Annotated in this window: 13 protein-coding genes; all 13 read right to left on the reverse strand. The window is 63.2% G+C overall.

Features of this window, described 5'->3' with window-relative positions; genetic code table 11:
• Positions 1-1,140 carry a glycosyltransferase gene (locus tag EYZ64_RS27975; RefSeq protein ID WP_135458709.1) on the reverse strand — a complete coding sequence of 380 codons (1,140 nt, stop codon included), beginning with the start codon at positions 1,138-1,140 and terminating at the stop codon, positions 1-3.
• Positions 1,137-1,874, reverse strand: a complete 738-nt coding sequence (locus tag EYZ64_RS27980; RefSeq protein WP_135458711.1) for an acyltransferase — start codon at positions 1,872-1,874, stop codon at positions 1,137-1,139. Before EYZ64_RS27980 ends, EYZ64_RS27975 begins: the two co-directional genes overlap by 4 nt.
• 14 nt (positions 1,875-1,888) lie before the next feature.
• A complete protein-coding gene (locus EYZ64_RS27985) occupies positions 1,889-2,827 on the reverse strand; it encodes a GDP-L-fucose synthase family protein (protein WP_135458713.1) in 939 nt (312 codons plus the stop codon).
• Entirely contained in the window at positions 2,817-3,431 is a 615-nt protein-coding gene (locus EYZ64_RS27990) for an LbetaH domain-containing protein (RefSeq protein ID WP_135458715.1), read from the reverse strand. Before EYZ64_RS27990 ends, EYZ64_RS27985 begins: the two co-directional genes overlap by 11 nt.
• 16 nt (positions 3,432-3,447) lie before the next feature.
• The gene (gene gmd, locus EYZ64_RS27995; RefSeq protein WP_135458718.1) at positions 3,448-4,473 is read right to left on the reverse strand and encodes a GDP-mannose 4,6-dehydratase; all 1,026 of its coding nucleotides are present in this window, start codon (positions 4,471-4,473) and stop codon (positions 3,448-3,450) included.
• Complete coding sequence (locus tag EYZ64_RS32700) at positions 4,455-5,741, reverse strand: glycosyltransferase (protein WP_167858002.1); 1,287 nt, start codon at positions 5,739-5,741, stop codon at positions 4,455-4,457. Before EYZ64_RS32700 ends, gmd begins: the two co-directional genes overlap by 19 nt.
• A gap of 8 nt (positions 5,742-5,749) precedes the next feature.
• On the reverse strand, positions 5,750-7,195 hold the full coding sequence (locus tag EYZ64_RS28005; RefSeq protein WP_167858192.1) for a sugar transferase: 1,446 nt from the start codon (positions 7,193-7,195) through the stop codon (positions 5,750-5,752).
• Positions 7,196-7,357: 162 nt separating this feature from the next.
• A complete protein-coding gene (locus tag EYZ64_RS28010; protein ID WP_135458725.1) occupies positions 7,358-8,803 on the reverse strand; it encodes a KamA family radical SAM protein in 1,446 nt (481 codons plus the stop codon).
• Complete coding sequence (locus EYZ64_RS28015; RefSeq protein ID WP_135458727.1) at positions 8,800-10,188, reverse strand: flavin monoamine oxidase family protein; 1,389 nt, start codon at positions 10,186-10,188, stop codon at positions 8,800-8,802. The genes EYZ64_RS28010 and EYZ64_RS28015 overlap by 4 nt, the downstream gene beginning before the upstream one ends.
• Positions 10,185-10,406 carry an acyl carrier protein gene (locus EYZ64_RS28020; protein ID WP_135458730.1) on the reverse strand — a complete coding sequence of 74 codons (222 nt, stop codon included), beginning with the start codon at positions 10,404-10,406 and terminating at the stop codon, positions 10,185-10,187. The genes EYZ64_RS28015 and EYZ64_RS28020 overlap by 4 nt, the downstream gene beginning before the upstream one ends.
• Positions 10,403-11,983, reverse strand: a complete 1,581-nt coding sequence (locus tag EYZ64_RS28025; protein WP_135458732.1) for an AMP-binding protein — start codon at positions 11,981-11,983, stop codon at positions 10,403-10,405. The genes EYZ64_RS28020 and EYZ64_RS28025 overlap by 4 nt, the downstream gene beginning before the upstream one ends.
• 71 nt (positions 11,984-12,054) lie before the next feature.
• Positions 12,055-13,791 carry an isomerizing glutamine--fructose-6-phosphate transaminase gene (locus EYZ64_RS28030; protein ID WP_135458734.1) on the reverse strand — a complete coding sequence of 579 codons (1,737 nt, stop codon included), beginning with the start codon at positions 13,789-13,791 and terminating at the stop codon, positions 12,055-12,057.
• A gap of 187 nt (positions 13,792-13,978) precedes the next feature.
• Positions 13,979-14,854, reverse strand: coding sequence for a LuxR C-terminal-related transcriptional regulator (locus EYZ64_RS28035; protein ID WP_286175172.1), 876 nt, complete (start codon positions 14,852-14,854; stop codon positions 13,979-13,981).
• Positions 14,855-15,338 lie beyond the last annotated feature (484 nt).

Below are 15,338 nucleotides of genomic sequence, written 5' to 3' on the forward strand. Positions count from 1 at the left end.
TCACCCTCGCACCATGATCGATTCGTAGACGTCTTCAAGTCGCCGGCACACTCGCGCCATGCCGTACATTTCGCGCACCGCCACTCGGCCTGCCTGGCCCTGAGTTCGGGCGGCCACCGGATCAGCGAGCAGGCTCGCGATGGCGCCCGCGTAGTCGTGCGGGCCACCCGCCACAACCGCACCGCAACCGCTCTGTTCCACGAAGCCGGCGAGACCACCGTCGGCGTTGATCACTACCGGCACAGACTCGGCGAGGGCCTCGATGATGGACATCCCGAACGGTTCACGCACGGCAGGCAGCACGTACACGGAGGCCGCACTCATCCGCTCGGCCACCTGCCCGGGAGATACCGCAGGTTCACGGCGCAGGCGTGACTTGCCGAAGCCGTCCGCCCGCGCCTCCGCGATGACCCGGTCGACCGCTGCCTCGGCCCCTTCCGACGGACCCACGAGGGTAAACTGCGCGTCGATACCCTTGCGCAGCAGTTCAAGTGCCGCCGCGGCGAAAACCTCCGGCCGCTTCCGCTCGTGTAGACGCGCGAGAAACAGGACTTCCGGAGGGGTGGAACGGGTGTCCGCGTGGGCTTCCGCAGGCACCGGGACACCGTTTGTCAATGGAACCAGCCGCAGGCCAGGGCCACCGATGGCACCGAGTTCAGCACGTTCGGCATCATCCAGGTAGAAGACCGCGCCGGCCGCCCGCAGCAGCTTCTTCGTCCACAGTGCATCGACCGGCGGCGAAAGTGGGTGCGTACCAGTGATGATCATCCCGTGCGTCTGCACGACGACGGGTAGCCCGACTTGCAGCGCAGCCCGCGCCGCCGGAATGGTCACCAGGTCACGCGCCAGGTGAACGTGCACCACATCGAACGCGGATGCGTGGCGCTTGAGCCAACCGACCATGGCAGGTGACCACGTCGAGGCGTAGCCCACCCACGGCAGTACTCGCCGAACCGGAAGGAGTCGGACCGGGACGCCGTCGATCAGTTGCGGCGGTACCGAATAGCCGCGCGCCCCGGCCAGCAAGATCGGCTCATGACCGGCCTTCGCCAGAGCGGCACATTGATTCAGTGCCACCCGGGCCGGACCGCCATACGCACCGTCCGGCGACACCAGTGTCAGCACCTGCAAGACCCTCATAGGAGGATCGCCTCCACATGGTCCGAGGCACCGTCTCCTCGGGCACTTCGGCAACGAGGCAGATCGATCCGCAATTGGGTGGTGGCGCACTTCTGCCGTTCGAACCAACTCCCATCCTCGGGAGGATTGGACCTGATGAACGTGGCGGGAGAACCTCCGTAGATACCCGGGGCGGGATTGAGCTGCCTGCTCCGGATCAACATCGAGTTCGCCGTGAGCAGTGAGTGGGCTGGGAGGACGGCACCCTTCAAGACCAGGCAGTTGGTCAGAACTGCCGAGCGTTCACCGATGATGACCTTCCCCGCCGACTGGATGTTGAGCGTTATGTCGATCTCGTGGCTCAGAATCGTTGTCCGCTGGCCGGCGATGGCGGACATGTCGCCGATCCGGACCACCCCGGAACAGTCGACGTTGTGTCGACTGGTGATCGCAGCACCCTCGCCCATCACAAGAGCTCCGACATCCGCGTGCAACGCCTGATAGGCCGGGTGCGCCGAGATCGAGTTGAGTGAACCGATCGTCGCGCCATCGCCCATCTCCAGTAGCCGAAGAGACCGGAAGAGGTTCAGAGCCCCGATCGTTACGCCTTCTCCGATGACGGCCCGGCCCACATTCAATGCCACTACCGGACCGATCCGCGCGGACCGCGAGATGCGGTGGCCGAACATCCGCAGCAAGGAGTTCTTCACCGCCCTGCCGGGCAGAAGCCACACCAACGTCTCGATCAACCTCATGGTGGTCCCCCTACTCAATGCTCGTCGGCCTGCGACCCGACGAACCAGGCGTACATCTTCTTCAGTCCTGCTTCGATGGTGAGGGTGGGCTGCCATCCCATTGCCCGCAGTTTGCTGTTGTCCATGATCTTGCGCGGAGTACCGTCCGGCCGGGTCGAGTCGAACGTCACCTCACCCTCGAAACCCACGACCGATTTCATCATCAGCGCCAGGTCGTGGATCGAGATCTCCTGTCCGGAACCGACATTGATGATTCCCCCGGCGTCGTAGTGCCGTAGCAGGAAGACGCAGGCGTCGGCGAGGTCGTCGGCGTCGATCAGCTCCCGCAGCGGCGAACCTGTCCCCCACACCACCACCTCGGGCAGGTTCGACAGCTTGGCTTCGTGGAATCGGCGCATCAAACCTGCGATCACATGAGAATGCTCCGGATGGAAGTTGTCACCCACCCCGTACACATTCGAGGGCATCACCGCGAATGTGTTGAAGCCGTATTGCCGTGCATACGCTTCGCACATCGTGATTCCGGCGATCTTCGCGATTGCGTACGGCAGATTCGTTTCTTCCAGCGGGCCGGAGAGAAGCGCCTCCTCCACGATCGGCTGTTCAGCGAATTTGGGATAGATGCAGCTCGACCCCAGGAACAGGAACTTACGTGTGCCGTGGCGGTATGCGGCATCGATCACGTTGGTCTGGATCTTGAGATTCTCCCGGATGAAGTCGGCGCCTTCGGTCGAGTTGGCCATGATTCCACCGACTTTCGCCGCGGCGAGCACCACGTACTCAGGACGCTGCGAGGCGAAGAACTCTTCCACCGCCCCACAGTCGTCGAGCGGAAGCTCACCGTGGGTGCGAGTCAGAACATTCCGGTAACCGGTGTCATGCAGGCGACGCGTGATTGCGGAACCGACCATGCCGCGGTGACCGGCGACGTAGATGAGGGAATCAGTCTCCATGAAAGTCTCCGTTTGGGTGGGGTTCTCGGGGCCATTGCACCTGGGGGCGAGCCGCCAGCACCGTCGCCCCGGCGGGAACGTCGTCAGTCACGATCGCCGTTGCCCCGACGGTCGCGCCGTCTCCGATGCAGACACCGCGCAGTACCGTCGCCTGTGCCGCAACCCACACCGTATCGCCGACGACAATCGGGGCGTTGTCGAATTCGAATGTGGCGCTTCTCCTGTCGTGGCTCCCGGTGCACAGGAACGCTCCCTGCGAGATGCACGTGTTCGATCCGATCCGCACCTGTTCGAGGTTCAGGATCCAGGCCTCCTCGCCGATCCAGGAGTTGTCTCCGATCACCAGTTTCCAGGGCCAGTGGATCTTGACCCCGTGTCGAACGATCACTCCCGCAGCGATTCTCGCTCCGAACAGCCGCAATACCCCGATGCGGACCCTGTTCGGACACCACCATTGCATCAACAGGCCGCGCGACATCAGCCACAGCACCTGGATCGGCACCGGACGGCCGCGACGGTATCCGCGCCCCGAAAAAGCACTGAGACGGAAGCGATTGCCGGCATCCACAGATCGGATGTCTCCGGAAGGCTCTGCGACGGTCATGGTTGCGGCCTCTCGGCTATTCCCAGCCGGCCAGGGCCGGCTTGTCCACCCACGGCTTTCCTTCACACCGGAGCGCAGCGATGTCGGCGTCCACCATGATGGCCGAGAGTTCGGGGGCGCACACCTGCGCTTTCCAATCGAGCAGTCGGGCGGCCTTTGAAGAATCTCCGATGAGTGCATCAACCTCGGTGGGGCGCACGTAATTCGGGTCGAACCTCACGTGGTCGCGCCAGTTCAACCCCACTCGATCGAACGCGATTCGGACGAAGTCACGCACGGTACATCCCTGGCCGGTCGCCAGTACGAAGTCGTCCGGCTCAGGTGCCTGGAGCATCCGCCACATTCCCTCCACGAACTCCGGCGCGTATCCCCAGTCCCGCACGGCATCAAGATTGCCCAGGAACAGCTCGTCTTGTATGCCGGCCTTGATCCGGGCCACGGCGCGCGTGATCTTCCGGGTCACAAACGTCTCGCCGCGTCGAGGTGACTCATGGTTGAACAAGATCCCGTTGACCGCGAACATTCCGTAGGCTTCGCGGTAGTTCTTTGTGACCCAGTACGAATACACCTTCGCAGCACCGTAAGGAGACCGTGGATAGAACGGTGTGCTTTCGCTTTGCGGGGGTGGGGAGGCACCGAACATCTCAGAGCTCGACGCCTGGTAGTACCGGCACGACAGTCCGGCTTGCCGCACCGCTTCGAGCAGGCGGACAGAGCCCACACCCGTGACGCTGCCGGTGTGCTCCGGCTCATCGAACGACACCCGCACATGTGACTGCGCTGCGAGGTTGTAGACCTCGTCAGGATTGATCTTGCTCAACAACATCGACAGCCTGGCACCGTCGGACATGTCGCCGTAGTGGAGGAACAACCTGGCGTCGGGGAGGTGCGGGTCCTGGTAGAGATGCTCGACACGGACCGTGTTGAATGTCGAGGCCCGTCTGATGAGGCCGTGAACCTCATATCCCTTGGCCAACAGCAACTCCGCCAGATATGAGCCGTCCTGCCCGGTGATCCCGGTAATCAGTGCCAGCTTGCGCATCGCCGCCCCCTTGCCGATTCCTCAACGCCTTGCGTTGCCAACATGTGCTGGATCCAACTGTCGAACTTGTCTATCGATGCCTTTTCACTGAGTTCAGCGGCGGCGTACCTGATTCCGCTCGCTCCCAACCTCATCCGCAGATCTGCGTCCCTACCGAGCGCCGCGGCGGCCTCGACAAGCCCTCCCGGATCTCCTCCGGCGACCAGAACTCCGGCCTTTGACTTTCTGATCTCCTGCGCTGCAGTACTTTCAGGGCTCGTCGAGGCCAACACTGCAGTGCCACTCTGGAAGTACGAGGTGAGCTTGCTCGGTATCGACATCTCAGCCACCCCGAGCCGTTCGTTGACCAGCAGGATGTCGGCAGCCCTCAACGCCGCGACGAAATCCTGCTGCGGAAGCGGGTCACGGATCTCCAGGCGAGTGGTTTCACGCGCCATCGCCTCGAGCGCACTTCGTTGATTCCCATCGCCCATGAGAACGAAACGCAGGTTCAGATTCTGTTTGTCGGCGATCTGCGCAGCGCGCACGACGTTCTCGAGCCCCTGCTTGACACCCATGCTTCCGGCATGCAGGACCACGGTCTCGTTGTCTGACCAACCGAGACATCTGCGACTCGCAATACGGTCACTCGCGCCGGCGGACTGAACGTGAGTCCAGTTCCCGATCGTCGTGATCTTGGCGGGGTCAACCTGCATGCTCCGGACAAGTTGGGATCGGAATCGATTGTGCGCCACCACGACGCCATCAGCTTCCCGCATGACCCAGCTTTCCAGTCGGCGGGCAAGTCCGGCCGCGTTGGCGGCCGGGTTCTGAGTTTCGCTCAGGCCGACCGAGTAGAGATCCTGAACCCAGACACCCAGTGCCGGGGTGTGCCCGATCGATCCGCGAAGTCGCAGGCATTGAACCGCGGTCGAGATCAGTGCCGGAGTTGTGCAGATAACGACGTCTGGTCGGTTCCACCGCGATGCTGCGGCCCGGATACCGAAGGTCACCTCCATGAGAAGGCGGCGAACGTTCGACGACCTTGCCGGAATCGAATGTCGTACCCGCTTCACGGACACACCGTCGATCGCTTCACTCGACGTCCACTTCCAGCGGTATTCCTCGGGCAGCCTCCACTCGGGATAATGGGGCATTCCGGTGACCACGTTGACCCGGTAGCCTCTGCTGACGAGTCCGCGACACAGTCCTGCCGTATATGGCGCGATGCCAAAGGGTTCCGGAGAGTAGTTGATCCCGAGAACCGTGACCGCTGTCTGATCGCTCATGGCAAACCTCAGTAGGCCCCGGTGCGTCGGAAAACCGCTCGCAAGGTCTTGATGATGATCAGGACGTCTTCGATCATCGACCAGTTGTCGACGTACGAGAGATCCAGGCGAACGGATTGCTCCCAGGAGAGATCGGATCGTCCGCTCACCTGCCACAGGCCTGTCACGCCTGGCTTCACCAGCAGCCGGCGCAACACGTCGCAGTCGTATGCCTCCACCTCACGGCGCAACGGTGGCCGCGGGCCGACGACGCTCATCTCCCCCCGCAACACGTTAAGGAACTGTGGAAGTTCGTCGATGCTGAAGCGCCGCAACACCTGACCGACACGGGTAATGCGCGGATCGTCATGAATCTTGAACAACAAGCCGCCGCCTTCGTTGGCGCTCAACAGCCCTGCCAGCTGTTTGTCGGCGTCCTTGACCATGGTGCGGAACTTCACCATCGAGAACGGCTTGCCGTCGATACCGATCCGTTCGGACAGATAGAAGACCGGTCCCCGACTTCCGACTTTGATCGCAATGGCGGTGGCGATCAAGATGGGCAGCGTCGCGATGAGCGCTGCCGATGCGAAACATGCGTCAAACGCCCGTTTCTGAAATCGCTTGGCTCCGAGATACTGCGGTTTCTCTATGTGCAGCAATGGAAGTCCGGCGATGGGACGCATCACGAGACGAGAAAGCGCGACGTCCATCACCCCGGTGGAGACAACGAGGTCGACTCCGAGCGGCTCGAGATCCCACAGGAGTCGCCGGATGCCTCGGACGCCGAAGTGTTCCGTACCGGCAATGGCGACGGTGTCCGCGCCACACGTCCGGATGGCCTCCAGAACCTGTGTCTCCCCGCCGATGATCGGAATTTCCCTACCGTTGATGGTGATCTGCTCGCCCCGCGGAGGGCCATAGCCCGGAACACCGACGCCCACTACGCGATAGCCGTCCGACTCATTTCGGGTCAGCTCGTTCCCCAGGCTTTGCACCGCGCCGGGCTCTCCGATGGCCAGGACGGCGGTTTGGTTCCTGCCCGACGCACGGCAATGCGCCAATTTTCCACGCCAATACGACCTGCCCAGAACCAGACAGATGATCCCGGTGGGGAGCGCGACCGCCAGATACCCTCGCACCACGTCGATCTTGAGGAGCAACGTGATGATCGCGATCGCTCCGAAAGTCCAGAAGGATGCCGCGATCACCCGCCGGTACTCGTCGATGCCGGAACCGATGATTCGCGGCGACCGAGTGTGCGATCCAGCCAGCGCGGTGAGCCACACGACGATGAACGCGACCGAGAAACCCGGGACGAAATACTTGAATTGCGCGTCTGCGGAGTGGTTGGTTCCGAATCGGATGTACTGCGCCAGGCCCACAGCGAAGCAGACGACCATGGTGTCCGTCAGCCGTATCTTCGCCGCGTAACGCCGTTGCCAGGTGGTGCGCTCGAACACCTCGCTCGGCATCAGATTCTGTGCGGCAAATGCAACCCGACCGCTGGTTGTCTCAGGTTTCGGCGGACCTGCGGCGGTGTCGCCGACCGCGGTCAGCCACCCGCTCCCATTGTTCGGATGGGAACGACGGGTGACGGTCTGGATCTCGTCTTGTTGCATGGCGTTACCCCCAACTCACGGGTCCACGTACTGGGACACCTGCACTGAAACTTTTGCAGTACTTGGATATTCGCGTGTCGCGAGCCACCATCGCTGCCCGGACCTCGGCAGGGTGTCAATCGGGTCGTAGAACGGGTAGACACGGTTCAACGCGTCACGATCCGCCTTGTCGAGTACGGTGCGATAGTTCTTGCTCCAGTAGGAGATGCCCAATTCGCGGTCGTACCGGACTACCTGATGGACCCAACGCTTTCCGACAAAGGGGACGTCGCAGACGATGCGCGGAGTCGCGAACCCGGGCAGGTACCCCATGATCGCCAACTGCAACTCTTGGGCTTGCCACAGTGGGGTGCGCCAATGTTCGGCGTTGGGGATCATGTCGCACATATAGAAGTAGTACGGGAGAATGTTGGCTTCGCCCTGAAGCGCAAAGCACAGATCGAGAAGGTCTTCAGTCGTCGCATTCACGCCGCGCATCAGCACACCTTGATTGCGAACATCCCGCAGCCCGGCGGCGAGCAGGGCTCGCCCCGCCTCCGCGACCAGCGGTGTCACCGACTGCACGTGGTTGATGTGGGTATGCATCGCCAGGTTGACTCCGAGGGCGGAGGCGGCCTGTGCCACGCGATTGACGCCTTCGACCACCTTCGGCTGCAGCCAGTGCTGCGGCAACGCCGCCAGTGCCTTTGTGGCCAAGCGGATATCCCGGATGGTGTCGATCTCGAGCAGCTTCATGACAAAGGACTCCAGCCGTGGCCACGGGATGTTGGCCACGTCGCCGCCGGAAACCACGACGTCCCTTACGGTCGGTGTGGCGCGCAAGTACTCGAGGATGCGCTCCTGCCGGTCCGCCGGCCGCAGGGTCAGCTTGGCCTTGCTCACCGCGGGCGTCGAATTGCCGATCAGATCCATCCGGGTGCAGTGCCCGCAGTACTGCGGGCAGGTCGAGAGCATTTCGGCAAGGACCTTGGTCGGGTACCGATGAGTCAACCCCTCGACCACCCACATGTCGCTTTCGTGCAGCGAATCTCGCTCGGCGTAAGGGTGTGAGCGCCATCTGCGGTCACGATCGGTGAACACCGGCAGCATGTAACGCCGAATCGGATCGGCATAGAACGCCTCCGTGAGGCTGCGGCGGCCCGATGTGCAGTGGGGGGCAATGGTGTTCAGCATCTGCGGCGGCATCAACATCGACATGGTCGCCTCCCGCTGCTGGTCGGCGAGCAGGTCGGCATAGAATCGTTCGTCGAGAAGGTCGCCCACCACAGCACGCAGTTGCGCGATGTTCTTGACGGAGTGCGCGCGCTGCCATTGCGGATCTCGCCAATCGGATGCCGTGACCGTCGCCCATCCTGGGTAGCGCCGCCAATCCGGCTCGGTCAACTCTGTGCGCACGTAGGTATACGGCTGGTCATCGACCACAGTGGATCTGGCCTGGCTGCGTTCACTGAGCGTTGTCATCGTGACAGCACCTTTCGCGAGGCGGTTGCCGGTTCATCGGCGTGGATCAATTCGTCCGCGACCCGTCGGCCGGACCTGATCGCCCCCTCCATCAACCCGAAGAATTCCAAGCTGGTTTCGGTGCCCGCCCAATGAACGCGGCCATGAGGCTCGGTCAGTGTCGGTCCGAGCCGCAACCAGTCGCCGGGGCCGAACAGCGCGGAATAGCATCCCTTGCTGTACTTCTCGGTCAACCAGTCGGTGACGGTGTACTGAGTCGGCGGGGGCAGCTGAGGAAAGAGCTGTCCGACATGGTTCAGCGCCGCCTCGTACTGCTCAGCCGCCGACATCGCCGAGAACGTCGCTGCCTCGGCGCCTGTGACGAATCCGGTGAGCACACCTGCTGATTCATCCGGCGGAGAATCGTCGACCGTCGACAGCAACGGCCCGTTGGAACTCACCGACCAGCCGGACAGGCCGTACTCGCGCCACACCGGAGTCGGATATCCCAGGTGTACCTTGACCGCGCAACCCCGGCCGGTGGCCGCAGTCGCGCGCGGCGCGCTCAGCGCCGGCCGAAACTCGATCCGCTGCGCGAGTATTGGCGGTATCGCGACAACCACCCGATCGGCTCGATACTCGGACAGCATGCCATCGCTGTGCGGAATGCATTGCACCACCACTTCGTCGGCGCTCTGATCGATCGCGCATACCGGATGACCCAACCGCACCCGCGTCCCAAGTTGTACAGCGAGCGCCTCGGACAGCAGATGGGCGCCGCCATCGATCCGCCATTGCTGGGCTCCACCCTCGAAGGCGTTGAGATAGCGGATGCCGCCGCCAGAACGCAGGTAGAAAGCCATGTGCAGTACCGACACCGCTTCGGGATCGGCCGCCATCATCTCGCCGATGAAGAGCGGGAAGAATGTCTGCGCGTCCGGATGCTTGATCTCATCGGCAAGCCAGCGCGCGGCAGTCAGTCGGTCGAGGTCGCCGGCTTGCGGGCTCAGCCATGGCGCATCCGGCCGTATCCGCGCGACGAGTTCCTCCAGCCGGTCGAACAAGTCGCCAAGTGCCACCACATCCAACGGAGGGACCCGACTCGAAGTTGTCGTCCGGCGGTTCGAGAGCATGAACGTGCTGTCGCCGGCCATCCCCGTGGAGGCCACATCGAGTCCGTGCTCCCGTAGCAATGCAAGTAGCTCGGTGTGCCGCACGCCCAGATAGGCAGCGCCCCCGTCGGCGACCACGGACCCGGATATCGGGACGCCGTGCATCCGTCCACCTACCCGATCACGCGCCTCGAGCACGGTGACGTCCGCACCCGCGGCCTTCAGGTCGAGAGCAGCCGTCAGCCCGGCCAGGCCGGCCCCGACGACGACGACACGCATGTTTTCCCTGCTCATGGCACGACAGCACAGACTTTTGCGAACAGGCCCTCTGCCGAAGGTCTTTCGATGAAGTCCTCCCACGACAACTCCGTCCCGAAGTCCCGGGCGATCGCACTGAGCACCCTGGTCGCCAACAGCGAATCGCCGCCGAGTTCGAAGAAGTCGGAGTCCGTCTTCACCTCAGGAGTGTTGAGGACCCTACGAAAGATCTGGACGATGTGGCCGGCACTCATTGACCCGCTCCTTTGCCGTCGTGGTCTCTTGCGGCGCGACGTGTTGCCGCCCGATCAATTTTTCCGCTGGACGTATAGCTCAGTGAGTCAACGAATCTCACTCGACTGGGTACGAATTGGGCGGGTAAGCGCTGGCCCAGGTAACGCTTCAGCTCAACCTGGGTAATCGTCCCGACCGGGACTACGTACGCCGTCAGTGCGGTGCGGCCGAGTAGCCGTTCACCTGTCACGACGGCACCCCCGACTGCGGGGTGGGTGTTCAGCTGAGCCTCCACCTCCGCCGGATGCACCCGCACTCCAAGGACTTTCACCTGTTCGTCTGTGCGGCCGCGCGAGTACAGGAGCCCCCGTTCACCGCGGGCAACCAGATCTCCGGTGTGGAACCACCGGGTCGGACCGGAGCCGTGGTCGGCGACGGGGAATCCGGACTCGGTGAGCTCCGGCAACCCGAGGTAGCAAGTGGCGAGGCCCGGTCCCGACACCAACAGTTCCCCTTCGTCGGTGACGTGATCGCGCACATGGGGCAATGCACGCCCGATCGGAATCTCGCCGTCGCACCTCGCCACTTCCGGTTCGGTGTCAGGTCCGCACAGGTCCACCGCGTGAGTCACCATCGTCGTCTCGGTGCATCCGTAGGTATTGAGCAACCTGACGTGCCCAGCATCGACATCGCGCCACTGCCGTAGTCGGGTTGGATCAACCCGTTCGCCGCCGATCACCACCAGCCGGACACAGGCCGGCAATGACGCCTGCTCCTCGTGGAGAAACAGCACCAGCTCGTGCCAGAACGCTGTCGGCAGGTCGAGTACGGTGATTTCTCGTTCTGCCAACATGCGGACAAAGCGGGGCAACGCAACAGAATGGGCGGCATCGTCGAAAACCAATGTCGCGCCGGCTGTTAGCGCAGGGAGGATCTCCTCCAAACAGGTATCCCAGCCGAGCGACGCAAATTGAAGCACTCGGTCGTCGGGCGTGATCCCGAAAAGGTGACGTAGTGCCCTCACCGTGGCTGCGAGGGCACGTCGCGAAACCACCACCGGCTTCGGCTTCCCCGTGGAACCCGAGGTGCACAGCACATACGCCGGATCACTGGGGCGACATCTCGGCTCCTGCAGATCCGTGTCCACGAGAACCGGGTCCTCGTCGAGCGTCTCGATCCGAAGGTCCGTCGAGTCGTCCGGGTCCCGGGCCACCGCAAACAGTCGATTCACGCCGAGTGCCGCAGCGAGCGCCTGCTTGCGGGCCGCCGGAAGCGCAGCGTCGATCGGGCAATAGGCCGCCCGAGCCTGCAGACTTCCGAGCAGAAGATCAACCACAGCGGGTACGTGTGCAACCACCGCACCGATCAGACGGGAGTCTTCATCGTCACCGAATCGAGTTGCCCTGTAGTGCAATGCAGTACGACGGACCCGGTCGGCGAGGTCACGATAGGTGATGACGGTCCCGTTGTGCATGATGGCTGCGCGGTGTGGCCAAGCTCGGACGACCGCGGCGAAGTCCGCAACCACGTCACCGCCGGGGTCGATATCGGCCTCACGCGGCCAGATATCGGCGTTGGGAAAAGCAGTCTGAGCCATAATTTCCTATGTGGTGAGCAGGACCGGTTGGGTCCTTGATCTGTTTTGCGTGGGCGACGAGTCCCCCGGGTTTACTCGACCATCACCGCCTTCAGGTCATGTTCTGGCTTGTCGACATCGCGTGCCAGCTCCTGGGCCAGGGTGCGGGCCAGAATCTGCATCGGGGCAATTGCCTCGATCGGGCCCCACGGCGCATTCAGGTTGCCGATTACCGGCACATCGCTACCCGCCGGCCCGATCGAGATGACCCGACCGCCGCGGGCCCGCACGTCCCCGACATCCCTGACGAGCTCATGGTCTCCATGGCCGACGACCACGACCGGGGTTCCGTCGCGCACCAACGCGAGTGGTCCATGCTTCAACTCGCCGGCCGGGTAATGCCCGGCCCACAGATGGGTGAGTTCCGTTACCACGCGGGCACCTTCGGCGGCGTACGGTAGCCCCGATCCGCGTGCGATGAAGATGAACCCGCCCCTGGATACGAATTCGTCTGCGATCGGCGGTATGACGCACTTGGCGACCACACCGGCCGCGGCCAACTGATCCGGCAGTCGGCGAAGATCGTCGACGAGTCCAGTTGCCGCAGCGGTGGGCAGGCGCTTCATAGCTACAAGCGCCGAGATCATCAGAGCCACACCGGCAACCACCTCACACACGAATGTCTTGGTGGCTGCGGCACCGGTCTCAGACCCGGCCGAAAAGCCGATGACGGCATCTGCCAGCCGGGCCAGTGTGGAATGCGAGTTGCTGGTGAGTGCGAGCAATGGCGAGTCACCCATGGCGGGACCCTCGACCGCGCGCAGCACATCGGTGGTCTCACCTGACCGGCTGACGGCGATGCACAGCTGGCACTCATCAGGGACCTCGGCAGCAGCTTCGCTCCCGGCGATGGCAGTTGTCGGTATTCCGCCGAGTTCTCGCGCCAGGTTGCCGATCGCCTTGCCTGCGTTCAGCGATGTTCCGCAGCCGATCACCTTCAGACGTTCGAACGGAGGCAGCCCGAGTTGGTTCCAGACCCTCCCGGTCGCGATTCCGTCCACCAGGTCATCGAAGATCCGAGCGGCCGCTTGCGGCTGTTCGTCGATCTCCTTGGCCATGTCGTCGGTGTAGCCATTCAGTTCCACCTCGCGGCCGCGCCACCGGCCGGCATTCGTCAGCTCGACGACGTCGCCGTCGTCGAGTATCCGGAACTCGTCGACCCAGTCGGCGATCGCCGCGATGTCACTTGCCGCAAAATCGCCGTGTGCGGTGTGTGCAACGAGCAGTGGGGACCCCTTGGCAGCGACGACGATTCGGCCCGTGCCCTGCTCCAGCGCGGCAAGAGCCCAGCATCCCTCCACCCTGGCGAGGGCATTCCGCACAGCCAGAACCAGATCCCCGCAGCGATACCGCTCATCCTCGATCAGGTGGCACAACACCTCGCTGTCGACCGTCGTCGCGAACTCGTGCCCGGTACTGGCCAGCTCCGTCCGCAGCCCGGCCTCATTCTCGATCGTTCCGTTGTGCACCAGGCTGATCTGCCCTCGACAGTCGATGTGCGGGTGGGCGTTGCCCTCGGTCACCGAACCGCGGGTCGCCCAGCGTGTGTGGCCGATTCCCACCCCGTTGAACTGCGGGCCGGGCCACTGGTCCAGCAGCCCTTCGAGGGCCGCCACACGCCCCGTCGTCCGCAGGCGGACGACGGGGCCGGTTGTGGTCTGCAGGGCGACCCCGACCGAGTCGTACCCGCGGTACTCGAGCCGGCGTAGTCCCACTCGCAGGTAGTCGACTGCGGGGCGATCTGTCCGACAGGCGATGATGCCGCACATCAGACCATTCCCGAAGCAGCGACAGCGATTACCGTCGAACCGGACCCGCAAACTCGATCGCCAGCGATGCCTTCGCCTGGCCTTGAGCTAACCCCCGTAAACATGCAATCACTATCGATGGCCGAAAGCCGTTGGTACATGGACCGATAGATCGATTTTTGGATTAGACCGCGGTCTGGATCGCGGACTAGATCCCCGACTGGTCCCCGGGAGCGCTATCGACGTGCAGGATGGTGCGGGCGAGTGCGGCAGCCTGCGCACGCGAGCTGACACCGAGTTTGTTCAACAGACTGTGCACGTGGTTCTTGACGGTGTGAACAGCGATACACAGTTCTGCTGCAATGTCCCGGTTCGAAAGGCCTGATTCCAGCATCCTGAGGATCTGGGCCTCACGGGACGTAAGGACTAGTTCCCTTACCGCCGGTTGCCGCTGGGAAGCCAGCGCCGACAATCGGCGCAGCAGGATTGCGGAAATTCTCGGCGAACAAAGCGACTCCCCCGCAGCAACGTTGTGTATCAACATGAGTAGGTCATCGAGCGATTCGTTACGCAGGTGGTAGCCGGCCACACCGGCCTCCGCGCACGCGACAATCTCGGATTCGTCGGTCTCGGATACGCCCAGAACGACTACCCGCGCCGACGGACTGAATTCCAGCGCATGACGCAGTAACACCGCCTTGTTGCGAGTCGCCATATTCAGCAGGACAACACGCGGCAACGTGCTCTCGAGGGCCGCGGTCAGCGAAGGCACATCCCAGGCGAGGCCCGGTGCCAGCACGCCGTGGGCGGCGACCACCCCCGCCAGGAACTCGCGACAGAGCGTGCTGTCATCGACAATCAGGATCCGCGTATCCCGGAGCAGTCCCGAATCACCGGCGCTCGTCGACGGCGTGCGCCAGTCAGCCAGTCCGCCCGGTAGCGCCGAAAATGACCGGGAGTTCGACAAGCGACGTCCGGACCCGACCGTATGGCGGCGATCCACGGCAGCCAGATCGGCATCCGCATCGACTGACAGATCCGGCTCAATCACGCCGTCGGAGGAAACGGCCGGGTCGGCGGTCAACACGTCCACCTGAGCAAATCAGCTACCACGACCATGCCCCCGACTCCGCTCGCTCAAACCGCCGCACTTCACCTGTCGCGGGGTCCTGGCGACGAACATCCCCTTCTCAGCTGCCATAGGTCACGAAGGGCCGTGGACGCGAAACTAGCACACTTATTGGACTTTGCCATCGCGCGCGTAAAATTCAGGAACATCCACGGAGCGACCACCCCCGAAGCAAAGGTCACACTAAGATTGAGCAAACCCCTCCCCTCCGCAAATAGCTAGCGGCCCAGGGGCGATACATCCATTGCAGCCACAGTTTCCGCAGTAAGCAGGCGAGAGCCGCGATATCCGATCAGGGGACACCCCGCCGATTGCACGCCTCACGCGCCGTGACATGTTTGCCGTCAGACACCCTGGCGCATGCCGTGACACCTATTGACCACGCTGAAATATTCGTATCTGGCAGCAGTCTTGGCAAACATAATCCTTGCTCAGGAAG

This window comes from Mycobacterium sp. DL99 (assembly GCF_004762045.1).
In the GTDB taxonomy this organism is placed as follows: domain Bacteria; phylum Actinomycetota; class Actinomycetes; order Mycobacteriales; family Mycobacteriaceae; genus Mycobacterium.